The 22,274-nt window shown below is 72.1% G+C and carries 18 protein-coding genes and 1 tRNA gene; 9 read left to right on the top strand and 10 right to left on the bottom strand.

All coding sequences use genetic code 11. The features are described 5' to 3' along the window. The first annotated feature begins 45 nt into the window (after positions 1-45). Positions 46-1,323 (top strand): serine--tRNA ligase, encoded by a 1,278-nt coding sequence (gene serS / locus ACI2LW_RS11985; RefSeq protein ID WP_404731069.1) that lies wholly within the window; start codon positions 46-48, stop codon positions 1,321-1,323. Beyond that, a complete protein-coding gene (locus ACI2LW_RS11980) occupies positions 1,320-2,156 on the top strand; it encodes an HAD family hydrolase (protein ID WP_404731068.1) in 837 nt (278 codons plus the stop codon). Before serS ends, ACI2LW_RS11980 begins: the two co-directional genes overlap by 4 nt. A 94-nt stretch (positions 2,157-2,250) precedes the next feature. Here ACI2LW_RS11980 and ACI2LW_RS11975 read toward each other — a convergent pair. From ACI2LW_RS11975 to ACI2LW_RS11950, 6 genes are all read right to left on the bottom strand, one after another. Beyond that, positions 2,251-2,337 (bottom strand) — tRNA-Ser (locus ACI2LW_RS11975). 294 nt (positions 2,338-2,631) lie between these two features. Further along, positions 2,632-2,874 (bottom strand): hypothetical protein, encoded by a 243-nt coding sequence (locus tag ACI2LW_RS11970; RefSeq protein ID WP_404731067.1) that lies wholly within the window; start codon positions 2,872-2,874, stop codon positions 2,632-2,634. 75 nt (positions 2,875-2,949) lie between these two features. Continuing rightward, positions 2,950-3,669 (bottom strand): ABC transporter permease subunit, encoded by a 720-nt coding sequence (locus tag ACI2LW_RS11965; RefSeq protein WP_404731066.1) that lies wholly within the window; start codon positions 3,667-3,669, stop codon positions 2,950-2,952. Between the two features lie 11 nt (positions 3,670-3,680). Next, positions 3,681-4,592, bottom strand: coding sequence for an ABC transporter ATP-binding protein (locus ACI2LW_RS11960; RefSeq protein ID WP_404731065.1), 912 nt, complete (start codon positions 4,590-4,592; stop codon positions 3,681-3,683). Then, entirely contained in the window at positions 4,589-5,506 is a 918-nt protein-coding gene (locus ACI2LW_RS11955) for an ABC transporter permease (protein ID WP_404731064.1), read from the bottom strand. The genes ACI2LW_RS11960 and ACI2LW_RS11955 overlap by 4 nt, the downstream gene beginning before the upstream one ends. Further along, complete coding sequence (locus ACI2LW_RS11950) at positions 5,496-6,527, bottom strand: ABC transporter ATP-binding protein (protein WP_404731170.1); 1,032 nt, start codon at positions 6,525-6,527, stop codon at positions 5,496-5,498. The genes ACI2LW_RS11955 and ACI2LW_RS11950 overlap by 11 nt, the downstream gene beginning before the upstream one ends. Positions 6,528-6,692: 165 nt before the next feature. Between ACI2LW_RS11950 and ACI2LW_RS11945 the strand changes: the two genes are divergently transcribed. The 5 genes from ACI2LW_RS11945 (at position 6,693) to ACI2LW_RS11925 (ending at position 11,568) form a co-directional block, all read left to right on the top strand. Beyond that, complete coding sequence (locus ACI2LW_RS11945; RefSeq protein ID WP_404731063.1) at positions 6,693-8,450, top strand: SDR family oxidoreductase; 1,758 nt, start codon at positions 6,693-6,695, stop codon at positions 8,448-8,450. Between the two features lie 185 nt (positions 8,451-8,635). Continuing rightward, the gene (locus ACI2LW_RS11940) at positions 8,636-9,184 is read left to right on the top strand and encodes an RNA 2'-phosphotransferase (protein WP_404731062.1); all 549 of its coding nucleotides are present in this window, start codon (positions 8,636-8,638) and stop codon (positions 9,182-9,184) included. Positions 9,185-9,226: 42 nt separating this feature from the next. Next, entirely contained in the window at positions 9,227-9,685 is a 459-nt protein-coding gene (locus ACI2LW_RS11935; protein WP_404731061.1) for a hypothetical protein, read from the top strand. A gap of 42 nt (positions 9,686-9,727) precedes the next feature. Continuing rightward, on the top strand, positions 9,728-10,630 hold the full coding sequence (locus ACI2LW_RS11930; RefSeq protein WP_404731060.1) for an LLM class flavin-dependent oxidoreductase: 903 nt from the start codon (positions 9,728-9,730) through the stop codon (positions 10,628-10,630). Positions 10,631-10,680: 50 nt separating this feature from the next. Then, positions 10,681-11,568 carry an HAD hydrolase family protein gene (locus tag ACI2LW_RS11925; protein WP_404731059.1) on the top strand — a complete coding sequence of 296 codons (888 nt, stop codon included), beginning with the start codon at positions 10,681-10,683 and terminating at the stop codon, positions 11,566-11,568. 156 nt (positions 11,569-11,724) lie between these two features. On the opposite strand, the gene cydD is transcribed toward ACI2LW_RS11925, so the two are convergent. From cydD to hisC, 4 genes are all read right to left on the bottom strand, one after another. Next, a complete protein-coding gene (cydD, locus tag ACI2LW_RS11920; protein WP_404731058.1) occupies positions 11,725-15,225 on the bottom strand; it encodes a thiol reductant ABC exporter subunit CydD in 3,501 nt (1,166 codons plus the stop codon). Between the two features lie 60 nt (positions 15,226-15,285). Further along, positions 15,286-16,290, bottom strand: a complete 1,005-nt coding sequence (cydB, locus tag ACI2LW_RS11915; protein WP_404731057.1) for a cytochrome d ubiquinol oxidase subunit II — start codon at positions 16,288-16,290, stop codon at positions 15,286-15,288. A gap of 20 nt (positions 16,291-16,310) precedes the next feature. Further along, complete coding sequence (locus ACI2LW_RS11910; RefSeq protein WP_404731056.1) at positions 16,311-17,819, bottom strand: cytochrome ubiquinol oxidase subunit I; 1,509 nt, start codon at positions 17,817-17,819, stop codon at positions 16,311-16,313. A gap of 338 nt (positions 17,820-18,157) precedes the next feature. After that, positions 18,158-19,237 carry a histidinol-phosphate transaminase gene (hisC, locus tag ACI2LW_RS11905; protein ID WP_404731055.1) on the bottom strand — a complete coding sequence of 360 codons (1,080 nt, stop codon included), beginning with the start codon at positions 19,235-19,237 and terminating at the stop codon, positions 18,158-18,160. Positions 19,238-19,686: 449 nt separating this feature from the next. Here hisC and ACI2LW_RS11900 point away from each other — a divergent pair, with 449 nt between their 5' ends. Further along, positions 19,687-20,799 (top strand): LacI family DNA-binding transcriptional regulator, encoded by a 1,113-nt coding sequence (locus tag ACI2LW_RS11900; RefSeq protein WP_404731054.1) that lies wholly within the window; start codon positions 19,687-19,689, stop codon positions 20,797-20,799. Positions 20,800-21,079: 280 nt separating this feature from the next. Next, positions 21,080-22,198, top strand: coding sequence for a metallophosphoesterase (locus ACI2LW_RS11895; RefSeq protein ID WP_404731053.1), 1,119 nt, complete (start codon positions 21,080-21,082; stop codon positions 22,196-22,198). Positions 22,199-22,274 lie beyond the last annotated feature (76 nt).

The following is a 22,274-nucleotide window of genomic DNA, read 5'->3' as shown; positions in this document are numbered from 1 at the left end:
AAACTGGGTCGTGAGGCACGAGCGCGCACCGGTAGCCTTGACCGCGTGATTGACCTTCGTCTGCTCCGTGAGGACCCCGACCGTGTGCGCGCGTCGCAGCGCGCCCGTGGAGAGGACGTCGCGCTCGTCGACGCCCTCCTGTCTGCCGACGAGCGGCGCAGGTCGTCCGGCGTCCGCTTCGACGAGCTGCGCGCCGAGCAGAAGGCGCTGGGCAAGCTCATCCCCAAGGCCACCGGCGACGAGAAGGCCGAGCTGCTGAAGAAGGCGAGCCAGCTCGCCGCCGACGTCAAGGCGGCCGACGCCGAGCGTGACGCGGCCGAGGCGGAGACCCAGGAGCTGCTGCTCCGGCTCGGCAACCTGGTCCACCCGGACGTGCCGGTCGGCGGCGAGGAGGACTTCGTCACGCTGGAGACGCACGGCACGATCCGCGACTTCTCCGCCGAGGGCTTCGAGCCCAAGGACCACCTCGAGCTCGGCCAGCTGCTCGGCGCGATCGACGTCGAGCGCGGCGCGAAGGTCTCCGGCTCCCGGTTCTACTTCCTGACCGGTGTCGGCGCCCTGCTGGAGCTGGCGCTGGTGAACGCGGCCATCGCCCAGGCGACCGCCGCCGGATTCACCCCCATGCTCACCCCGGCGCTGGTGCGTCCGCAGTCGATGGCGGGCACGGGCTTCCTCGGCCAGGCCGCCCAGGACGTGTACCACCTCGACAAGGACGACCTGTACCTGGTCGGCACGTCCGAGGTGCCGCTCGCGGCCTACCACATGGACGAGATCATCGACGCCGACCGTCTGCCGCTGCGCTACGCCGGTTTCTCGCCGTGCTTCCGCCGCGAGGCCGGCTCGCACGGCAAGGACACCCGCGGCATCTTCCGCGTGCACCAGTTCGACAAGGTCGAGATGTTCTCCTACGTGGCCCCCGAGGAGTCGCAGGAGGAGCACCGGCGGCTGCTGGAGTGGGAGAAGCAGTGGCTGACCTCGCTGGAGCTGCCCTTCCGGGTCATCGACGTCGCCAGCGGTGACCTCGGCGCCTCCGCCTCGCGCAAGTTCGACTGCGAGGCCTGGATCCCGACCCAGGGCAAGTACCGCGAGCTGACCTCGACCTCCGACTGCACCGAGTTCCAGTCGCGCCGGCTGTCCATCCGGGTCCGCGAGGGCAAGACCGTCCGTCCGCTGGCCACGCTCAACGGCACCCTGTGCGCCGTACCGCGCACCATCGTCGCCCTCCTGGAGAACCACCAGCAGGCCGACGGCTCGGTGCGGGTGCCCGAGGTGCTGCGCCCCTACCTCGGCGGCCGGGAGGTCCTGGAACCGGTGTCCAGGTGAGCGCCCCCGCTCCCGAGGCCCCCGGCGCGCGGGCCGGCGGGCTGCCCTACAAGCTGATCGCGACCGACCTCGACGGCACGCTCCTGCGTTCGGACGAGTCGGTCTCGGGGCGCACGCGCGACGCACTCGCCGCGGCCACCGCGGCGGGTGCCGCGCACCTGGTCGTCACGGGCCGCGCGGTGCCCTGGACCCGGCACATCCTCGACGACCTCGGCTACCGCGGCCTCGCCGTCTGCGGCCAGGGCGCCCAGGTCTACGACGCCGGTGCGCACCGCCTGCTGACCTCGGTCACGCTGGACCGGCAGCTGGCCGGGGTGGCGCTGGCCAAGATCGAGGCGGAGACCGGCCCGCTGTACCTGGCCGCCAGCCGCGACGGCCTGGACGGCGAGGTGCTCGTCGGCCCCGGCTACGAGGTCGGGGGCGCACTGCCGGCGACCCCGTTCACGGACGCCTCCGACCTGTGGAGCGCGCCCCTGAACAAGCTGTACATACAGCACCCCACCCTCACGGACGACGAACTGGCCGAGGTCGCCTCAGGGGCCGCGGGCGGCTTCGTCTCGGTCACCATGGCGGGCGAGGGCGTCGTCGAACTGCTGCCGCTGGGACTGTCCAAGGCGACGGGTCTGTCGCTGGCCGCCCGCCGGCTGGGCCTCGGGCCGCGGGACACCCTCGCCTTCGGCGACATGCCCAACGACATCCCGATGTTCGCCTGGGCCTCCCGCGGGGTGGCGATGGCCAACGCCCACAGGGAACTCAAGGCGGTCGCCGACGAGGTCACGGCCTCCAACGAGGAGGACGGCATCGCGGTGGTGCTGGAACGACTGCTGGGATGACCGGGCGACTGCCGAGGTGACCGGGCGGCTGCCCGCGCCTTCGCCGGACGCCCGCGCCGTCCCGGTCCGGCCTCGGTCTCGGTCGCGGTCTCTGCGGAGGATGCACGGATCGAACGTGCGCGGGCGTTCCCACCCGACCACGGCTTAGCAAGCCGGTGCCTTGCCACTCGGCCAATCCTCCGGGTGGGCGGCCCACGCGAAGTCATTCGCGTGCTCGAAGCGGCCGCCCCGGGCAGCTCCCCGTGCGGGGCGGGCTCGACGGAGCGGTGGCGACTACTCCGGAGCCCGCCGCGGGCTGCCCTGCCGGGAGCCGGGCGCACTGCCGTGCATCGGCATGGTCCGGCTCCTCTCCCGGATCCTGGCGCCGTCACGAACCGGCGCTGTGGACTCACTGTGCACCACAACTGTGCCGTCAGGGCGGCCCGCACGCCACCGAATTACAGGGGCCGCCCCGGCGCCGGCGAGGCCCGCGCGGTCAGTGTCCGCGACGCCGCCTGCGGCGGCGGGCCTTGCTGAAGAACCACCCCGCGGGCGGCTCGTCGGAGCGCCACGGCTGGGGCTCGGGCCGCTCACGGCGCCAGCGGGCGGCGAGCATCCGGGCCCGCGCGGACGGCTCCCTGGTCTCGGCGGCCCGGATGAAGCCGGCGTCCAGGACGACGTCGTCCCAGTCGTCCCCGGCCCCTTCGCGGCCCCGGCCCCCGGATGTGTCGCCGACCATTGCGGACCTCCCGGTGGTGCGTCCCTCGCGGCCAGTGTGGCCGAAGGCGGGTGAAGCCTCCGTCAAGGCCGTGTCCTACTCCTCTCCGGCGAGCGTCAGCGACCGCAGCTTCTGCCCGGCGTACCAGGTGGCCAGCACGGTCACCACCACCAGCAGCACCGTCGCCGTCGGCAGCCCGACGTCGGAGGTCACCATGTCGCCGCCGGCCACCTTGTGCGCCACGGCCAGCGCCCACTGCTGGACGCTCAGCGTGCGCGCGCCGGACACCAGGGAGCCGAACAGCGCCTCCCAGACCAGCGCGTAGACGAGCCCGAAGACCACCGCGTGCCGGGAGACCGTGCCCAGCAGGAGGAACAGGGCGGCGTAGGCGATGGAGGCGACCAGGGCGGCCACCATGTAGGCGACGGCTATCTGCTGTCCGTTGCCGTTGAGGATGAGCCCGGCGACCAGCGTGGGCACCGCCGAGAACACCATGGTCACCGCGATCGCCACGATCAGCTTGGTGAAGATGATCGTCGGCCGCTTGAGCGGCTTGGACAGCAGGTACACCACCGAGCCGTCGTCGATCTCCGGCCCGATGGCCCCGGTGCCGGCGATGACGCCGATGATCGGCACCATGGTGGCGAGCGCGAACCCGCCGAGGACGTCCGCCGCGGTCTGGTCGTCGGCTCCGGTCAGACCGCGCACGGCCACGGCAATCACGATCAGCAGCAGCGGCAGCGCGCCGAGGATGAGTGCGCGGCGGCGGCCGAGCAGGGCCCGGTAGGTGAGCCGGGCGACTGTGGGGTCGTACATTCTTCGGCCTCCTACGCCGCGACGAGATACGAGAAGACGGATTCGAGGGACTCGTCGGACGGCGAGACCGTGTGCAGCCGGATGCCCTTGTCCCGTGCCACCCTCGGCAGCAAGGCCGTGAACCGGCCGAAGTCGACGGCCTGGATGCGCAGCGCGCCCTCGCTCAGGTCGACCTCGATCCCGGAGGTCGACGGATCGGCTATCAGCGCCGCGGCCAGTGCCCGGTCGTCGCTGGAGCGCACCAGGTAGCGGTGCGGCCGGTCGGTCATCAGACGGCGGATCCTGCGGAAGTCGCCGCTGGCCGCGTGGCGTCCGGCGACGACGACCTCGATGTGCCAGGCGAGCTGCTCGACCTCCTCCAGGATGTGGGAGGAGAACAGCACCGTGCGGCCCTCGTCGCCCATCCGCCGCAGCAGTTCCATCAGCTGCATCCGCTGGCGCGGGTCCATGCCGTTGAACGGCTCGTCGAGCAGGAGCAGTGAGGGGTCGTGGACGAGGGCGGAGGCCATCTTCACGCGCTGCCGCATGCCCTTGGAGTAGGTGGAGATCTTCCGGTCCTGGGCGTACTCCATCTCGACCGTGGCCAGCGCCTTCTGCGCGGCCTTGGCGCCCAGGCCGTGCAGTTCGGCGTTGACGACGACGAACTCGCGGCCGGTGAGGAAGTCGTACATCGCCTCCCGCTCGGGGACGATGCCGATGTGCCGGTAGATCTGCTCGTTGCGCCACACCGGCCGGCCGTCGAGGGTCACGGAGCCCGTGGAGGGTGCCAGGAAGCCGCCCATCATGTTGATCAGGGTGGACTTCCCGGCGCCGTTCGGGCCGAGCAGGCCGGTCACGCCGGGGCCGATCGTCATGGTGATGTCGTTGACGGCGACCACGTTGCCGAACCAGCGGGAGACGTGGTCGATGCTGAGGGTCGTCACAGTCCCACCTTCTTGTAGCGGCGCAGCAGGAGCCCGTATGCGGCGGCGATGAGGCCGGCGACGGCGAGGACGTGGACGACGCCCACGCCGGTGCCCAGCTCGGCGGCGCCGGGTGCGGCGGAGGTCGCGCCGAGGAAGGCGGACTGCACTCCGTCGATCAGGGTGATCGGCGAGAACAGGCCGATCCAGGGGATGACTCCCGTGTTGTTCTGGGCGTCGGCGATGGCCTGGAGCGTGGAGACCGCGCCGTAGGAGATGATCAGCACGGCGATGACGGCGGCTATGCCGAAGCCGCGGCGCGGGGTGACGGCGGCGATGACCAGGCCGATGCCGGCGAAGAGCAGGGACAGCAGTGCCACGGAGACGAGTCCCTCGGCGAATCCCTTGGTCTGGTCGGCGAAGTCCAGCTTGGCCAGCAGCGCTCCCACGTAGAGCACCAGCAGGGGCGCCGCGGTCAGGATGAACAGCGCCGAGGCCAGCGCCGCGTACTTGGCGCGGACGTAGTCGGCGGTCTCGATGGGCCGCGAGAAGTACAGCGGCACGGTCTTGAAGCGCAGGTCGCGCGAGACGGCCTGGGGTGCCTGCGAGGCGACGTAGAGGCTGATCACGGCCTGCATGATGATCGCGTAGCGCGTGTAGTCGACGGGCAGGTCCTTGGCCTTGGTGGCGACCGCGACGGCGACCATGATGGCCGCGGGCACGCACATCACCACGAACAGCAGCATCGGCAGCACCTTGGACTTCACCGAGCGCCCGAGTCCGTAGGCACCGCGCAGGGACTGCGAGTACAGCGAGCGGCGGGCGTATGCGCGGCCCAGGCGCGGTCCGTCGTAGTTGCGGTAGCCGATGTCGTGGATGCGGGTCTGGTCACCCGGGTGCGGCGCCGGTGTCCGCAGGGGCTGCTCAACCGCCATGGCCGACCGCCTCCTTCCGCTGCTCGTCACGCTGTCCGTCCCGCTGCTCGTCGCCGTCGCGGAACACCTCCGAGATGTGGTGCCGGCGCTGCTCCATGCGCACCAGGCCCAGTCCCAGGTCCGCGATGACGTCCCGCACCAGGTCGTAGGTCTCCTCGCCCTGCGCGGTGAGCAGCAGGATGTGGCCCGCGCCGGGCAGTCCGGCGCCGTCCTGGGTCTGCACGCCGCGCGTGTGGAGCGCCTCGCGCACCGCGCGGGTGCCGTCGGGGTGCTCGTCGCTGTCGGTGACCTCGATCGCGAGGGTCGTCGTGGTCTGGGTGAAGTCGGTGGTGGAGCTGGAGCGCAGGAGCTTGCCGCCGTCGATGACGACGACGTGGTCGCAGGTGCGCTCGAGCTCGCCCAGCAGGTGGGAGGTGACCAGGACCGAGATGCCGAAGTCGGTGTGGATGCGGCGGATCAGGCCGAGCATCTCGTCGCGTCCGACCGGGTCGAGGCCGTTGGTCGGCTCGTCGAGGAAGACCAGCTGCGGGTCGTGCACCAGGGCCTGGGCGAGCTTGACGCGCTGCTTCATGCCGGTGGAGTAGCCGCCGATGGGGCGGTAGCGCTCCTCGTACAGGCCGACGTGGCGCAGGGTGTCCGCGGTGCGCTCGCGGGCGGCGGTCGGGGGCAGGCCGGACATGCGGGCCATGTGGACGACGAACTCGGTGGCCGAGACGTCGGGCGGCAGGCAGTCGTGCTCCGGCATGTAGCCGACGCGCTCGCGGATGGCGGCGCCCTTGGTGGCGACGTCGAGGCCGAGCACCTCCGCGCGGCCCTCCGTGGCGGGGGACAGACCCAGCAGGATCTTGATCAATGTGGACTTGCCGGCCCCGTTGGCGCCGACGAGTCCGGTCACACCGGGCCCGACGTCCACGGAGAGCCGGTCAAGCGCGGTCACCCTGGGGAACCGCTTGCTCAGGCTTTCGGTCGCGATCACAGTCACATCTTCGACGGTAGTGACGCGCGCCACGCCAGTCGTCAGACCGCAGAGCCGTCTTCGCCTCCGACTCGAGTATTACGGGACCGTAGGGGTCGCAGCCCTCAGGTCTTACCCAGGGTGGGACATTCCCGTCGCCGCACCCCCTGTTGACGTACGGTCTAACAGCTGCCAGAGTCGCCGGGCCGGATCCCGAGGAGAGGTGGACAGGTGACGCCGCTGCGGGGAGCGCGGGAGCGCTGGGTTCACACGGGCGGGGTCGAGCTGTGCGTGGCCGAGCTCGGCGACCCGCGGCAGCCGACGGTCGTCCTGGTGCACGGCTACCCGGACAGCAAGGAGGTCTGGTCCGCGGTCGCCGAGCGGCTCGCCGGCCGCTTCCACGTCGTCCTCTACGACGTCCGGGGCCACGGCCGTTCGACCGCGCCGCGGCCGCTGCGCGGCGGCTTCACCCTGGACAGGCTCACGGACGACTTCCTGGCGGTGGCGGACGCGGTCAGCCCGGACAAGCCGGTGCACCTGGTCGGGCACGACTGGGGGTCGGTGCAGGGCTGGGAGTTCGTCACCGTCCCGCGCACCAGGGGCCGCATCGCCTCCTTCACCTCCATGTCCGGCCCGTCCCTGGACCACTTCGGCCACTGGATCGGCGCGCGCCTGAGGCGCCCGACCCCGCGCCGGGTGGGGCAGCTCCTCGGCCAGGGCGCCAAGTCCTGGTACGTGTACCTGCTGCACACCCCGGCCCTTCCCGAACTGGCCTGGCGCGGCCCGCTCGGCAGGCACTGGCCGAGGATCCTCGAGCGGGTGGAGAAGGTGCCCGGCGGCGGCTACCCGACCCCGTCGCTGCCCCAGGACGCGGCACACGGCGCCTGGCTGTACCGCGACAACGTCCGCTCCCGGCTGCGCAGGCCGCGGCCGGACGCGTACGCGCACGCACCCGTACAGCTCGTCACACCCCTCGGGGACGCGTTCCTGTCCGAGCACCTGTACGACGATCTGGAGCGGTGGGCGCCGCGGCTGGTGCGCCGCACCCTGCCCGACAAGCACTGGATCCCGCGCACCCGCCCCGACCAGCTGGCCGCGTGGATCACCGAGTTCGTGACCGCCACCGAGAGCGGACGGCCGCGGCCGGTCCCCGCCGGCCCCCACGCCGACCGTTTCGCCGGGCAGCTGGTGCTGGTGACCGGCGCGGGCAGCGGCATCGGACGGGCCACCGCGCTCGCGTTCGCCGAGGCGGGCGCCCGGGTGGTCGCCGTCGACCTGGACGCCCGGGCCGCGAGCCGCACCGCGGAACTGGCCCGCCGGGCCGGGGCGCCGGCCGCCTGGCCCGAGACGGTGGACGTCTCCGACGAGCAGGCCATGCAGAGGCTCGCCGAGAAGTCCGCCGCCGAGTACGGCGTGGTGGACGTGCTGGTGAACAACGCCGGGATCGGACTGGCCGGCTCCTTCTTCGACCACACGCCTCAGGACTGGCGCAGGGTCCTCGACGTCAATCTGTGGGGCGTCATCCACGGCTGCCGGCTCTTCGGCGGGCAGATGGCCGAGCGCGGCCAGGGCGGCCACATCGTCAACGTCGCGTCGGCCGCGGCGTACCAGCCCTCCAGGGCGCTGCCCGCCTACAGCGCCTCCAAGGCGGCGGTGCTGATGCTCAGCGAGTGCCTGCGCGCCGAACTGGCCGGCCGGAGGATCGGCGTCACCGCGGTCTGCCCGGGCTTCGTCGACACCGCCATCACGTCGACGGCGCGCTTCGCGGGCGTGGACGCGCGGGAGGAGAAGCGGCGGCAGCGGCGCGCCGCCCGCCTGTACGGGCTGCGCGGCTACCCGCCGGAGAAGGTCGCCGCCGCGGTCCTGCGCGCCGTGGTGCGCGACGAGGCGGTGGTGCCGGTGACCGCGGAGGCCCGCCTCTTCCACGCGCTGTCCCGTTTCGGTCCGCGGATGCGCCGCCGGCTGGCGAGGCTCGATCCGCCGCTGTGAAAGCGGCTCCCGCCTCCCTCGGGAGCCCTCTCGGAGCCTCCCTCGGAGGCCCTCTTGCCTCCCCGGGGGTCCGGTTGTCCACAGTTCCGGCCCATGGGCTGTGGATAACTCACTCCGGTTGTGGATCAAACCTCCGGAGCGGAATTCGTGTGCGCGGGCCGTCCCTCCTTCGGCACCCTGACCGCATGGACGAAAGACGCACCGTGAAGGTGTCGAAGTATCTGGCCAAGCACCTTCGCCACCAGCCCGGGCGCATCGGTCTGGTGCTCGACGAGAACGGCTGGGTGGAGATCGACGCGCTGATCGCCGCCGCGGCGGCACACGGTTTTCCCTTCACCCGCCAGGAACTGGATCACGTGGTCGCCGCCAACGACAAGAAGCGCTTCGCGGTCGACGGCACCCGCATCCGCGCCAGCCAGGGCCACAGCGTCCGGGTCGACCTCGCACTGGCGCCGGCGACCCCGCCGCCGTACCTCTACCACGGGACGGTGGCACGGAACCTGGAGGCGATCCGCGCCGAGGGGCTCAGGCCCATGAACCGGCACGACGTCCACCTCTCGCCCGACCGGGAGACCGCGACCCGGGTCGGCGCCCGCCGCGGCCGCCCGGTCGTGCTGAGCGTGGACGCGGGGGCCATGCACCGCGACGGCCATGTCTTCCACGTCAGCGCCAACGGAGTGTGGCTCACGAAGGCCGTGCCCCCGCGGTATCTGCGGTTCCCCGCGGGCCACTGACGCATGCGGTCCGGCCGTCGCCCCCGCGGCGGCGCGTTGGGCATGATCGGTGGCATGGAGCACCTGCCCACCACCGAGGCCGCCGTCACCGCCTGCCGCGCCATCGCCGCCGCCTACGCCCGTGAGGTGGAGGTGACCCACGACATCGGCGCCGACCAGACCTCGCGTCGCAGTGCGGCGGGGGTCGGCGTCACCACCGACCCGGACGGCTCCCTCCCGCACGAGGCGTATCTCGAGTTCGGCGGCCTGCCCCGGGTCGCCGTGCGGCTCTACCCGGACGACGACGCGCTGATCACCGTCGAGGGCGTGGAGTTCCACGACCTGCCCCGCGACGACGTCCCCGCCTTCCTCCGCGCCCTCTTCGACGGCCTGGCCCACGTCAAGGGCCGCCGCTTCCCGCCCGGCTACCGCCTGGTCGTACCGCTGCCGGGCGACCGCACGTACAAGGAGCCCGTCCCCGTGCTCGGCCTCACCCCCTGGCTGAGCGGCCGGGTGCGGTGACCGTTTCACGTGGAACGGCGCCGGGCGCTTAGGCTCGGGCCCATGAGTCTGCGCCTGAGCACCGTGATCCTCCCGTACCGACGCTGGCACGAGGGCGGACGTGCGGCATGGACGCGCGCCGAACAGCTCGGTTTCCACGCCGCCTACACCTACGACCACCTGTCCTGGCGCAGCTTCCGCGACGGCCCCTGGTTCGGTGCCGTGCCGACCCTGGCCGCCGCCGCGTCCGTGACCGAGCGGCTGCGGCTGGGCACGCTGGTGACCTCGCCGAACTTCCGGCACCCGGTCACCCTCGCCAAGGAGCTGATCTCCCTGGACGACATCTCCGGCGGCCGGATCACCCTCGGCATCGGCGCGGGCGGCACCGGGTTCGACGCCACCGCCCTCGGCCAGGAGCCCTGGACGCCGCGCGAGCGGGCCGACCGCTTCGCCGAGTTCGTCGCCCTGCTCGACCGGCTGCTGACCGAGGACGCGGTGTCGTACCGGGGCGCCCACTACTCGGCGGACGAGGCGCGCAACATCCCCGGCTGTGTGCAGCGGCCCCGGCTGCCGTTCGCGGTCGCCGCGACCGGCCCGCGCGGACTGCGCCTCGCCGCACGGTACGGGCAGGCGTGGGTGACCACCGGCGACCCGAAGCTGTACGAGAACGGCACCCCGGAGCAGTCGGTCCAGGCCCTGCGCGGCCAGGCGGAGAAGCTGGCCGAGGCCTGCGCCGCCGCCGGCCGCGACGTCCGGGACCTCGACAGAATCCTGCTCACCGGTTTCACCCCCGACCGCGCACGTCCGCTGGAGTCGCTGGACGCGTTCGTCGACTTCGCCGGCCGCCACCGGGAGCTGGGCTTCACCGAGATCGTGATCCACTGGCCCATCCCCGGCTCGGACTTCGAGGCGGACGAGAAGGTCTTCGAGCGGATCGCCCTGGAGGCACCCGCCCAGCTGCGGTGACCGAGGGCAACCCCTCAGATGTGCGCAGTCCCGCACGGCCGTGCGGGCATATGCGGGACAATGCACCGGTGACCTCAGCGACTCGACAGCCCGAGACCCAGGCCGCGGCCCTTCCGCCGCGGCTGATCGCCACCGATCTGGACGGAACTCTGCTGCGCGACGACAAGTCCGTGTCGCCCCGCACGGTCGCCGCGCTCGCCGCGGCCGAGGAGGCGGGCATCGAGGTCTTCTTCGTCACCGGCCGGCCGGCCCGCTGGATGGACGTCGTCAGCGACCATGTGCACGGCCATGGCCTGGCCATCTGCGGCAACGGCGCCGCCGTGGTCGATCTGCACGGCGGCCCGGGTGCCCACCGCTTCGTGAAGGTGCGCGAGCTGGCCCGGGAGAACGCGCTCGACGCGGTGGGCCTGGTGCGCGACGCGGCACCCGGCACGGTGTACGCGATCGAGCAGACCTACGGCTTCTACCAGGAGCCGGCCTATCCGAAGCTGCACATGGAGATACCGGACACGCTCGCGCCCGCCGAGGAGCTGCTGGCCGAGGACGCGGCCGGCAGCGAGCAGCCGATCCTGAAGATCCTCGCCTACCACCCGACGCTCGACCCGGACGCGTTCCTCACCGTGGCCCGTCTGGCCGTCGGCGAGCGCGCCACGATCACCCGCTCCAGCCCGAGCGCCCTGCTGGAGATCAGCGGCCCCGGCGTGTCCAAGGCGAGCACGCTCGCCCTGTGCTGCGCCGAGCGCGGCATCTCGCACGAGGAGGTCGTCGCCTTCGGCGACATGCCGAACGACGTCGAGATGCTCACCTGGGCCGGCCGGTCCTACGCCATGGGCAACGCCCACCCGGACGTGATCGCCGCGGCCTCCGGCCGGACGGTCGCCAACAACGACGACGGGGTCGCGGTCGTGATCGAGCGGCTACTGGGGGAGCGGCTGTAAGGCGCCCGGCACGTCGGCCACCCGCGGCCGTCAGGCCGCCACCAGCCGTCAGGCCACCCGCTGTCGCCAGGCCACTCGCAGCCGTCAGGCCACCACCAGCCGTCAGCCAACCGCCGGCCATCGGACCGCCACCAGCGGTCAAGCCACCAGCGGCCGTCAGGCCGCCACCAGCCGCTCGGCCTCCGCCTCCCGCTCGAGCATCCGCCGCAGCGGCCCCGGCACGGCGGCCAGCTCCGCGTAGGGACCGCGCTGGACCACGCGCCCCTGATCCAGCACGACCACCTCGTCCACGGCCTCCAGCCCGGCCAGGCGGTGCGTGATGACCACAGTCGTACGGCCCTCGGTGGCGGCCAGCAGGTCCGCGGTGAGCGCGTCGGCGGTCTCCAGGTCGAGGTGCTCGGCCGGCTCGTCCAGCACGAGCACCGGGAAGCCGGCGAGCAGCGCGCGGGCCAGGGCCAGCCGCTGCCGCTGACCGCCGGACAGCCGCGCACCGTACTCCCCGACCAGCGTGTCCAGGCCGTCGGGGAGGCTGTCGGCCCACTGAAGCAGCCGGGCGCGGGCCAGGGCGTCGCGCAGCTCCGCCTCGGTCGCCTCCTTCTTCGCCAGCAGCAGGTTCTCCCGGACGGTGCTGTCGAAGAGGTGCGCGTCCTGCGCGCACAGGCCGACCAGGCGCCGTACGCCGTCCCCGTCCAGGGCGCGGGCGTCGACCCCGCCCAGCGTGTACGAGCCCGCCCGCGCGTCCAGGAACCGCAGCAGCACCTGGGCCAGCGTGGTCTTGCCCGAGCCGGACGGACCCACCACGGCGACCCTGCGGCCCTCCTCGAGGGTCAGGTCCAGCCCGGCGAGCGCGTCCCGGTCCTGCCCCTCGTACCGGGCGCTGAGGCCGCTGACGGTGAGCGGGAACGGCGAGAGGGGCGCCTGCCGCGGCCGCCGCGGCTCGCGGACGGGCTCGGGGGCGTCCAGGACCTCGTACACCCGCTCCGCGCTGCGGCGCACCCGCTGCCGGTACCGCACGGCGAGCGGCAGGCCGAGGACGGCCTCGAACGCGGCGAGCGGGGTGAGGACGACAACCGCCAGGGCCACTCCGTCGAGCCGCCCGGCGGCGACCGCCTGCGCGCCGGTGAGGGCCGCCGCGGCCACGGTCAGGCCCGAGATCAGGGCGGTGAGTCCGTCTCCGAGCGCGGTGGCGGTGGCGGCGCGGGAGGCGATCCGGGTGAGTGCGGCGTCGGCCCGGCGCGCCTGTCCGGCACGGGCGGGCAGGGCACCGGCGACCGTGAGTTCGGCGGTGCCGGTGAGCAGGTCGGTGACACGGGTCGCGAGGGCGCCGCGCGCGGGGGCGAGCCGCTGTTCGGCCCGCCGGGCCACGGCCGCGGTCAGCAGCGGTACCCCACAGCCGGCCGCGAGCAGGCCGGCGGCGAGCACCGCCCCGGCCGCGGGCAGCAGCCACGCGGTGAAGGCCACGGAGGCGGCGGACACGGTGAGCGCCGCACCGGCGGGCAGCAGCCAGCGCAGCCAGTAGTCCTGCAGCGCGTCCACGTCGGCGACCAGCCGGGTCAGCAGGTCGCCCCGGCGGGTCCCGCGCAGTCCGGCGGGGGCCAGCCGCTCCAGCCTGCGGTAGACGGCCACCCGGGTGTCGGCCAGCATCCGCAGCACGGCGTCGTGCGAGACGAGCCTCTCCCCGTAGCGGAAGACGGCCCGGCCGATGCCGAAGGCGCGGGTCGCGGTCACCGCGACCATCAGATACAGCACGGGAGGCTGCTGCGAGGCCCGGGAGATGAGCCACCCGGAGGTGGCCATGAGCCCGACGGCGCTGCCGAGCGCGAGGGTGCCGAGCAGCAGGGCGAGAGCCAGACGGCCGCGCCGGGCGCCGGACATCGCGCGCACCCGCGCCAGCACGCCACGCGCGGCCGTCGCCGTGCCGGCCGGGGAACCGTCCGTGGCGGCGGCGGTGGACGCGGGCCCCGGCGCGGACCGGGCGGGGCGCGCCCCGGCGCCCCCGGGCGTCACCGGGCGGTCCCGGCGGGGTGCGGCGCCCTCCAGCCGCACGATCCGGTCGGCCACCGCGAGCAGGGCGGGCCGGTGCACCACCAGCAGCACCGTCCGCCCGGCGGACAGCCGCCGCACCGCCTCGACGACCTCGGCCTCGGTCGCTCCGTCCAGCGCGGCGGTCGGCTCGTCGAGCAGGAGGACGGGCCGGTCCGCGAGGAAGGCCCGGGCCAGCGCGAGCCGCTGCCGCTGCCCGGCGGACAGCCCGGCGCCGTCCTCCCCGAGGACGGTCTCCATTCCCTGCGGCAGGGCGTCGACGAACTCCAGCGCGCCGGCGTCGGCCAGTGCCCCGCGCACGGCGGCGGTACCGGCGCCGGGCCGTGCGAGCCGTACGTTCTCGGCGATCGTCCCCGCGTACAGGTGCGGTCGCTGCGGCACCCATGCGATACGTGCGTGCCACTGCTCCGGGTCGAGGGCGGTGAGATCCACTCCCCCGACGCTCACCCGGCCCGTGGTGGGCCTGACGAACCCCAGCAGGACGTTCAGCAGCGTGGACTTGCCCGCACCGCTGGGTCCCACCAGGGCGACCGTCTCTCCCGGCTCGACGGTGAACGACACCCCGGTCACGGCGTCCTCGGACCGTCCGGGGTAGCGGACGCCCACGCCCTCGAAGGCGAACGCTCCCGCGGGGACGGACGCCGTGCCGGACTCCTGCAGCGGCGTCTCCAGCACGGCGAAGATCTCCTCCGCGGCCGCCAGTCCCTCCGCCGCGGCGTGGTACTGGGCGCCGGCCTGGCGCAGCGGAAGGTACGCCTCGGGGGCGAGCACGAGGATCACCAGGGCGGTGTACAGGTCCATGTCGCCGTGCACCAGCCGCATGCCGATGGTGACGGCGACCAGGGCCACCGACAGGGTGGCGAGCAGTTCCAGGGCGAAGGAGGAGAGGAAGGCGATGCGCAGGGTGCGCAGGGTCGCCCGGCGGTACTCACCGGTGATGCGCCGGATCGACTCCGCCTGCGCCTTGGCCCGGCCGAACACCTTCAGGGTCGGCAGTCCCGCGACCACGTCCAGGAAGTGACCCGACAGCCGGGACAGCAGCCGCCACTGACGGTCCATCCGCGCCTGCGTGGCCCAGCCGATCAGCGTCATGAACACGGGAATCAGCGGGAGCGTGCACACGATGAGGGCCGCGGAGACCCAGTCCTCGGTGACGATCCGCGCCAGCACCGCCGCCGGGACGACCACGGCCAGACCCAGTTGCGGCAGATAGCGCGAGAAGTAGTCGTCCAGGGCGTCGATGCCCCGGGTGGCCAGGGCGACCAGCGAACCGGTCCGCCGGCCACTGAGCCACCCCGGACCGAGTGCCGCCGCCCGCTCCAGCAGCCGCCCGCGCAGCTCGGACTTCACCGCCGCACTCGCGCGGTGGGCGGCGAGTTCGGTCAGCCAGGCCACCAGGGCGCGTCCGCCGGCGACGGCCACCAGCAGCACCAGGGGAGTGCGCAGTGCGGTGACGCCCATGCCGTGCCGGAAGGCGCCCACCACCACCTCGGCGACGAGCATGGCCTGGGCGATGACCAGCCCCGCCCCGAGGGCGCCCAGGGCGACGACCGCCATCAGGAAGAACCGGGTGGCCCGGGCGTGGCGGAGAAGGCGTGGATCGATCGGTTTCACGTGGAACAGACCCTTCGGTCCCAAGGGGTGTGTTTCACGTGAAACACACCCCTGGCGGACTCAGTGCGCGGTGTCGGCGAGGTGCTGTGTGCCGATCCGCTTGCGGAACACCCAGTAGGTCCACCCCTGGTAGAGCAGGACGATCGGCGTGGCGACCCCCGCGCACCAGGTCATGATCTTGAGGGTGTACGGGCTGGACGAGGCGTTGCCGACCGTCAGGCTCCAGTCCGCGTCGAGCGTGGACGGCATGACGTCCGGGAAGAGCGAGAGGAACAGCATCGCCACGGCCGCCACGATGGTCACGCCGGACCATGCGAACGACCATCCCTCACGCCCCGCCTGGTTGGCGGCGAGCGCGGCCACGAGGGCGGCCACCGCCACGACCAGCGCCACCAGGCTCCTGCCGTTGCCGGTGTCGGCCTGGGTCCACAGCAGGAAGGCGAGCGCCACCACGGCCGTGACCAGGCCCACCCGCAGCGCGAGCTTCCGGGCCCGCTCACGGATGTCACCGACGGTCTTCAGCGCCGTGAACACCGCGCCGTGGAAGGTGAACAGGGTCAGGGTGACCAGTCCGCCCAGCAGGGCGTACGGGTTGAGCAGATCGCCGAAGCCGCCGACGTACTCGAAGTTCCGGTCGATCTTCACGCCCCGGACGATGTTGCCGAAGGCCACGCCCCACAGGAAGGCGGGGATCAGCGAACTCCAGAAGATCGCGGTCTCCCAGTTGCGCTGCCACTTCTCCTCGGGCCGCTTGGCCCGGTACTCGAAGGCGACGCCCCGCACGATGAGGCAGACCAGGATGACCAGCAGCGGCAGGTAGAAGCCGGAGAACAGGGTGGCGTACCACTCCGGGAAGGCCGCGAAGGTCGCGCCGCCCGCGGTGAGCAGCCAGACCTCGTTGCCGTCCCAGACGGGGCCGATGGTGTTGATCAGCACCCGCCGCTCGGGCCGGTTCCGGGCCAGCAGTCCGGTGAGGATGCCCACCCCGAAGTCGAAGCCCTCCAGGAAGAAGTAGCCGGTCCACAGGACGGCGATGAGGACGAACCAGACGTCGTGCAGTTCCATGACTGTGCAGCTCCCTGGGCCTAGTACGAAAAGGCCATCGGCTTGTCGGCGTCACGGGTGTCGCCGCCGATCCTGGTGGGCGGGTTGAGGTCGTCCTCCGTGAGCGTGGGCGGGCCCGCCTTGACGTACTTCACGAGCAGCTTGACCTCGATGACGGCGAGGACGGCGTAGAGCAGCGTGAAGATGGTCATCGAGGTGAGGACCTCGCCCTGGGAGACGCCGGGGGAGACCGCGTCCCGGGTCTGCAGCACGCCGTAGACGACCCACGGCTGACGGCCCATCTCGGTGAAGATCCAGCCCCAGGAGTTGGCGATCAGCGGGAAGGCCAGGGTCCAGACCGCCAGCCGCCAGTACCACCTGGTCAGTTGCGGGCCGAGCGCCTTGTTCCGGAGCGGGACCAGGTGCGGCACCTCGTCCTCGCCCACCCGCAGATGCCCGGGCAGCAGGAACTTCTTGCGGGTCAGCCACAGGCCGGCCAGGCCGAGGGCGAAGGACGTCATGCCGAAGCCGATCATCCAGCGGAAGCCCCAGAAGGTGACGGGGATGTTGGGCCGGTAGTCGCCGGGCCCGAACTGCTGCTGCTCGGCCTTGTTCACGTCGTTGATGCCGGGGATGTACGAGCTGAAGTCGTCGTTGGCCAGGAAGGACAGCAGGCCGGGTATCTCGATGGCGACCTTGTTGTGGCCCTTCTCCACGTCGCCGTAGGCGAAGACCGAGAAGGGGGCCGGCTCCTGGCCGTCCCACAGGGCCTCCGCGGCCGCCATCTTCATCGGCTGCTGCTTGAACATGACCTTGCCGAGGACGTCGCCGCTGACCGCGGTGAGCAGCCCGGCGACGACCACCGTGACGAGCCCGAGCCGCAGCGAGGTCTTCATCGCGGCCACGTGCTTCTTGCGCGCGAGGTGGTAGGCGGAGATGCCGATCATGAAGGCGCCGCCGGTCAGGAAGGCCGCGGAGAGCGTGTGGAAGACCTGGCTGAGGGCAGTGTTCTGGGTCAGCACGGCCCAGAAGTCGGTCAGTTCCGCCCGTCCCTTGGCCTTGTTGATCCGGTAGCCCACGGGGTGCTGCATCCAGGAGTTGGCCGCGAGGATGAAGTACGCCGACAGGATCGTGCCGATCGACACCATCCAGATGCAGGCCAGGTGGATCTTCTTGGGCAGCTTGTCCCAGCCGAAGATCCACAGGCCGATGAAGGTGGACTCGAAGAAGAACGCGATCAGGGCCTCGAAGGCGAGCGGGGCGCCGAAGATGTCACCGACGAAACGCGAGTAGTCCGACCAGTTCATTCCGAACTGGAACTCCTGCACGATGCCGGTGACCACGCCCATGGCGATGTTGATCAGGAAAAGCTTGCCCCAGAACTTGGTGGCCCTGAGGTACTTCTCCTTGTCCGTGCGCACCCAGGCGGTCTGCAGCCCGGCCGTCAGGGCGGCCAGCGAGATCGTCAGCGGTACGAACAGGAAGTGGTAGACGGTCGTGATGCCGAACTGCCAGCGCGCCAGTGTCTCCGGCGCCAAAGCCAGGTTCACGTCGTCACTCTCCTTACGCCGCCTGGGTCTCAGCGGCGGTTTGCCCCGGTACGGCCTGCACAACAGGGCAGCAATCGGACTCGCTTGTGAACGCGTTCACATTCACAAGCAATTATGGCGCACGGGATTTCCCGGAACGACGGGGGGTCCCTGTGACGTGGGTCGCTTGTGACCTGCGGGGCTGGTGACACGTGGGTCGGCTTGTGACACGCGGGGCGCTGTGACGCGGACTGCTGGTGACGCACGGCGCCCACACGCCTGGAGGGGCCCCGCGCCGGGTGCGCGGGGCCCCTCCAGGACCCGTCGGACCGCTCAGTACCGGTGAGCGGCGGGGGCGGTCAGACCTCCCTGCGGAACGCCTCCGCCGCCTTGAGGAAGATGTCGTTCGCCTCGGCCTCGCCGACCGTCACCCGCACGCCCTCACCCGCGAACGGCCGGATCACCACGCCCGCCTGCTCGCACGCCTCGGCGAACGCCGTCGTGCGCTCCCCCAGCCGCAGCCACACGAAGTTGGCGTGCGTCTCGGGCACCGTCCAGCCCTGCGCGCGCAGCGCCCCGACCACACGGACGCGCTCGCACACCAGCGAGCCGACCCGGCCCAGCAGTTCGTCCTCGGCGCGCAGCGAGGCGATCGCCGCCTCCTGGGCCAGCTGGCTCACGCCGAAGGGCACCGCCGTCTTGCGCAGCGCCGCCGCGACCGGCTCATGGGCGATGGCGAAGCCGACCCTGAGCCCCGCGAGACCGTAGGCCTTGGAGAACGTGCGCAGCACACAGACGTTCGGGCGCTGACGGTACAGCGTCACGCCGTCGGGCACCTCGGGGTCGCGGATGAACTCGCGGTAGGCCTCGTCCAGCACCACCAGCACATCGGCCGGCACCCGGTCGAGGAAGCGCTCCAGCTCCGCCCGGCGCACCACCGTGCCGGTGGGGTTGTTCGGGTTGCAGACGAAGATCAGACGGGTGCGGTCCGTGATCGCGTCCGCCATCGCGTCCAGGTCGTGCACGTCGCCCGGCGTCAGCGGCACCTGGACCGAGGTCGCCCCGCTGATCTGGGTGATGATCGGGTACGCCTCGAAGGACCGCCAGGCGTAGACGACCTCGTCACCGGGGCCGCTGGTGGACTGGATCAGCTGCTGGGCGACGCCCACGGAACCGGTGCCGGTGGCCACGTGGGAGACGGGCACTCCGAAGCGCTCGGCGAGTTCCGAGGTCAGGGCCGTGCAGGCCATGTCCGGGTAGCGGTTGAAGGAGGAGGCCGCCGCCGTCACGGTCTCCATCACACCCGGCAGGGGCGGGTAGGGGTTCTCGTTGGAGGACAGCTTGTACGCCACCGGACCGTCGGCCGCCGCGGGCTTGCCGGGCTTGTAGGTGGGGATACCCTCCAGCTCGGCACGCAGCTTGGGGCTCGTCTCGCTCACCGCAGTCCTCCTCGTGACACCACCGGTTACCAATACTGCTCACCTTATGAGGATTGGGCGCCGCTGCGAATGGTGCGGTGTCCACCGGGCGCGGCCGGGCGGCGCCGGGCGCCGGCCGACCCGGCCCCCTCCGTCACTTCTGCCACACCGGCATCAGGGGCACCACCGCGCGAACCTGTACGAATTGGGGGGCGCGTCACACATATATCTACGCGCCGGTGGCTCACGCCCTGGCGCGCATCCCCCGTGCAGGTGAGTTGAGACCTCTTCGAGACATGGCAGGCGCGACAGGCCTATCCGCGTCACCGCATCACGTCACGAACCTCGAAGGCGCAACTGCCTTTCTTTCCAAGGGAGTTACCCGGAGATGACCATGCAGAAACGTGCCTGTCAATGTGTGCATATGCGTCCGCACTACCCCACCGCATGAGCCCTACTATCGGCTCGCCATGACAGCAGCAGGGAAGCACAAGGTGAGCCGCGCGGAAACCTCACGCCGAGGGAGCCGGCCGGGCCGGGCGGGCATCAGAGACGTGGCCGCCGCCGCCGGAGTCTCCATCACGACCGTCTCCGATGCCCTCAACGGCAAGGGCCGGCTCCCGGACGCCACCCGGCGCCATGTCCGCGAGGTCGCCGACCGGCTGGGCTACCGCCCGTCGGCCGCCGCCCGCACGCTCCGTACCGGCAAGTCGGGCCTCATCGGCCTGACCGTGACGACGTACGGGGATGAACCTTTCACCTTCACCGAGTTCGCGTACTTCGCCGAGATGGCCCGGGCCGCCACCTCGGCCGCGCTCGCCCGCGGCTACGCCCTGGTGATCCTGCCCGCGACCTCCCGCCACGACGTGTGGTCCAACGTCGCCCTGGACGGCACCGTGGTCATCGACCCCTCCGACCAGGACCCGGTCGTCAGCGAACTGGTCCGGCAGGGCTTACCGGTGGTCAGCGACGGCCGCCCGGCCGGGTCCCTCCCGGTCACCGCCTGGGTGGACAACGACCACGAGGCCGCCGTCCTCGGCATCCTGGACCACCTCGCCGAGGCCGGCGCCCGCCGTATCGGCCTGCTCACCGGCACCACGACCGACACGTACACCCACCTGTCGACCACCGCCTACCTGCACTGGTGCGAGCGCGTCGGCCAGGACCCGGTCTACGAGGCCTACCCGGCCCACGACCCCTGCGCGGGCGCCGTCGCCGCCGACCGGCTGCTCGCCCGCCCCGACCGCCCGGACGCCGTCTACGGGCTGTTCGACCCGAACGGCACCGACCTGCTGGCCGCCGCCCGCCGCTACGGCCTGCGCGTCCCCGACGACCTGCTGCTGGTGTGCTGCAGCGAGTCCACCGTGTACGCCACCACCGAGCCGCCCATCACCACGCTCTCCCTGAAACCGCGCCGCATCGGCACGGCGGTCGTCCAGCTGCTGATCGACGCGATCGAGGGAGTAGAGTCGGACCAGCCCGTCGAACAGGTCATACCGACCGAGCTGATCGTGCGCACCTCGTCCCAGCGGCGCCCGCCGCGCACCACGGTCAGCCCGCCACGCACGTCGAAAGGGCACTAGGGAAAGGGCCCCGGGGCCCCTCGTCCGGATCGCGCCCGGCCCGCGCGGGCCCCGGCACCGCGCCCGCGGTCCGGCCCGATCCGAACGGAAGACCCGGGCACAGCCGGCCGCCGGACCGCCGAAGACCGCCCAATAGGGGCGAAAACCCCGGTGAACCTGAGTCCTGCTCCGATTCACCACCCCTGGGTCATCACATGGCGCGATCCGCATTCCTATGATGGGCCCACGACACCGCGGGCCGCTGCGACCAGGCAGTCCGAAGCGGTGCAGATGCGGCGCGATGGTGGAGGGGTCGATGACTCAGGGGGCCGGTCAGGGACCCGAGGTGGAGCGGACGGCGACGCTGCGCGACTTCCGGGTGCCCGCGTACGTGAACGAGACCGGTCCGTACGCCCAGGGCACGCACCCGGCCGAGACCGTCCGACCCGTCGAGGAGGGCGGCCCGGCGGCCGGGGAGAGCTACCCGGACGCCTACACACCCACCCAGCGCGACCTGCCCGTGATCAACCGCGGTGACACGCTCCAGGTGCCCGTGGACCCGGCGTCCGTGCCGGGCCCGCAGCAGGCGGGCGACTCCGGACCCGGCCCGCTGTACGTGGTCGGCGACGTGCACGGCTACCTCGACCAGCTGCTCGCCGCCCTGCGGGAGAAGGGTCTCGTCGACTCCGCCGGCCAGTGGTGCGCGGGCAACGCCCGGCTGTGGTTCCTCGGCGACTTCACCGACCGCGGCCCGGACGGCGTCGGCGTCATCGAACTGGTGATGCGGCTGTCCGCCGAGGCCGCCGCGGCCGGCGGCTACTGCAAGGCGCTGATGGGCAACCACGAACTGCTGCTGCTCGGCGCCAAGCGGTTCGGCGACACCCCCGTCAACTCCGGCGCGGGCACCGCCACCTTCCAGGCGGCCTGGCTGCTCAACGGCGGCCAGAAGTCCGACATGGACCGGCTCCAGGACCACCACCTGCAGTGGATGGCCCGCCTCGACGCGGTCGAAGAGGTCGACGGCTACCTGCTCGTGCACTCCGACACCACCGCCTACCTCGACTACGGAGACTCCATCGAGGCGGTCAACGACACCGTCCGCGAGACACTCACCCGCAACGACGCGGACGAAGTCTGGGAACTCTTCCGCAAGTTCACCAAGCGCTTCTCCTTCCGTGACGAGGGCGGCGCCGACGCCGTGCGCTCCCTGCTCGATACGTACGGCGGCACCCGGATCGTTCACGGCCACAGCCCCATTCCCTATCTGCTGGGCCACGTCGGCTCCGAGGACGGCGACGAGACCGCGAGTCCCGTGGTGGAAGGACCGCACGTCTACGCCGAAGGGCTCGCGATCGCCATGGACGGCGGCGTGACCATGGCCGGAAAGCTTCTGGTCCAGCAACTTCCGCTCACCGGCTGACCGTTCGCCGACCGTTCACGAAAGGGCCCGTCCGCGCCCGGAACGGCGCGGACGGGAACCCAATTTGTGGAAACCC

The organism is Streptomyces sp. NPDC004065 (assembly GCF_044903565.1).
Classification (GTDB): domain Bacteria; phylum Actinomycetota; class Actinomycetes; order Streptomycetales; family Streptomycetaceae; genus Streptomyces.
Note: the sequence above shows the minus strand (reverse complement) of the source record. Positions and strands in the feature narration are given on the sequence as shown.

Excerpts from the sequence above, each read along its gene's own strand:
- ACI2LW_RS11955 (WP_404731064.1), bottom strand. The coding sequence starts at position 5,506 with ATGGCGGTTGAGCAGCCCCTGCGGACACCGGCGCCGCACCCGGGTGAC.
- ACI2LW_RS11895 (WP_404731053.1), top strand. The coding sequence starts at position 21,080 with ATGGTGGAGGGGTCGATGACTCAGGGGGCCGGTCAGGGACCCGAGGTG.
- cydB (WP_404731057.1), bottom strand. The coding sequence starts at position 16,290 with ATGGAACTGCACGACGTCTGGTTCGTCCTCATCGCCGTCCTGTGGACC.
- ACI2LW_RS11900 (WP_404731054.1), top strand. The coding sequence starts at position 19,687 with ATGACAGCAGCAGGGAAGCACAAGGTGAGCCGCGCGGAAACCTCACGC.
- ACI2LW_RS11925 (WP_404731059.1), top strand. The coding sequence starts at position 10,681 with ATGCGGGACAATGCACCGGTGACCTCAGCGACTCGACAGCCCGAGACC.
- ACI2LW_RS11935 (WP_404731061.1), top strand. The coding sequence starts at position 9,227 with ATGATCGGTGGCATGGAGCACCTGCCCACCACCGAGGCCGCCGTCACC.
- ACI2LW_RS11965 (WP_404731066.1), bottom strand. The coding sequence starts at position 3,669 with ATGTACGACCCCACAGTCGCCCGGCTCACCTACCGGGCCCTGCTCGGC.
- ACI2LW_RS11940 (WP_404731062.1), top strand. The coding sequence starts at position 8,636 with ATGGACGAAAGACGCACCGTGAAGGTGTCGAAGTATCTGGCCAAGCAC.
- ACI2LW_RS11930 (WP_404731060.1), top strand. The coding sequence starts at position 9,728 with ATGAGTCTGCGCCTGAGCACCGTGATCCTCCCGTACCGACGCTGGCAC.
- ACI2LW_RS11970 (WP_404731067.1), bottom strand. The coding sequence starts at position 2,874 with ATGGTCGGCGACACATCCGGGGGCCGGGGCCGCGAAGGGGCCGGGGAC.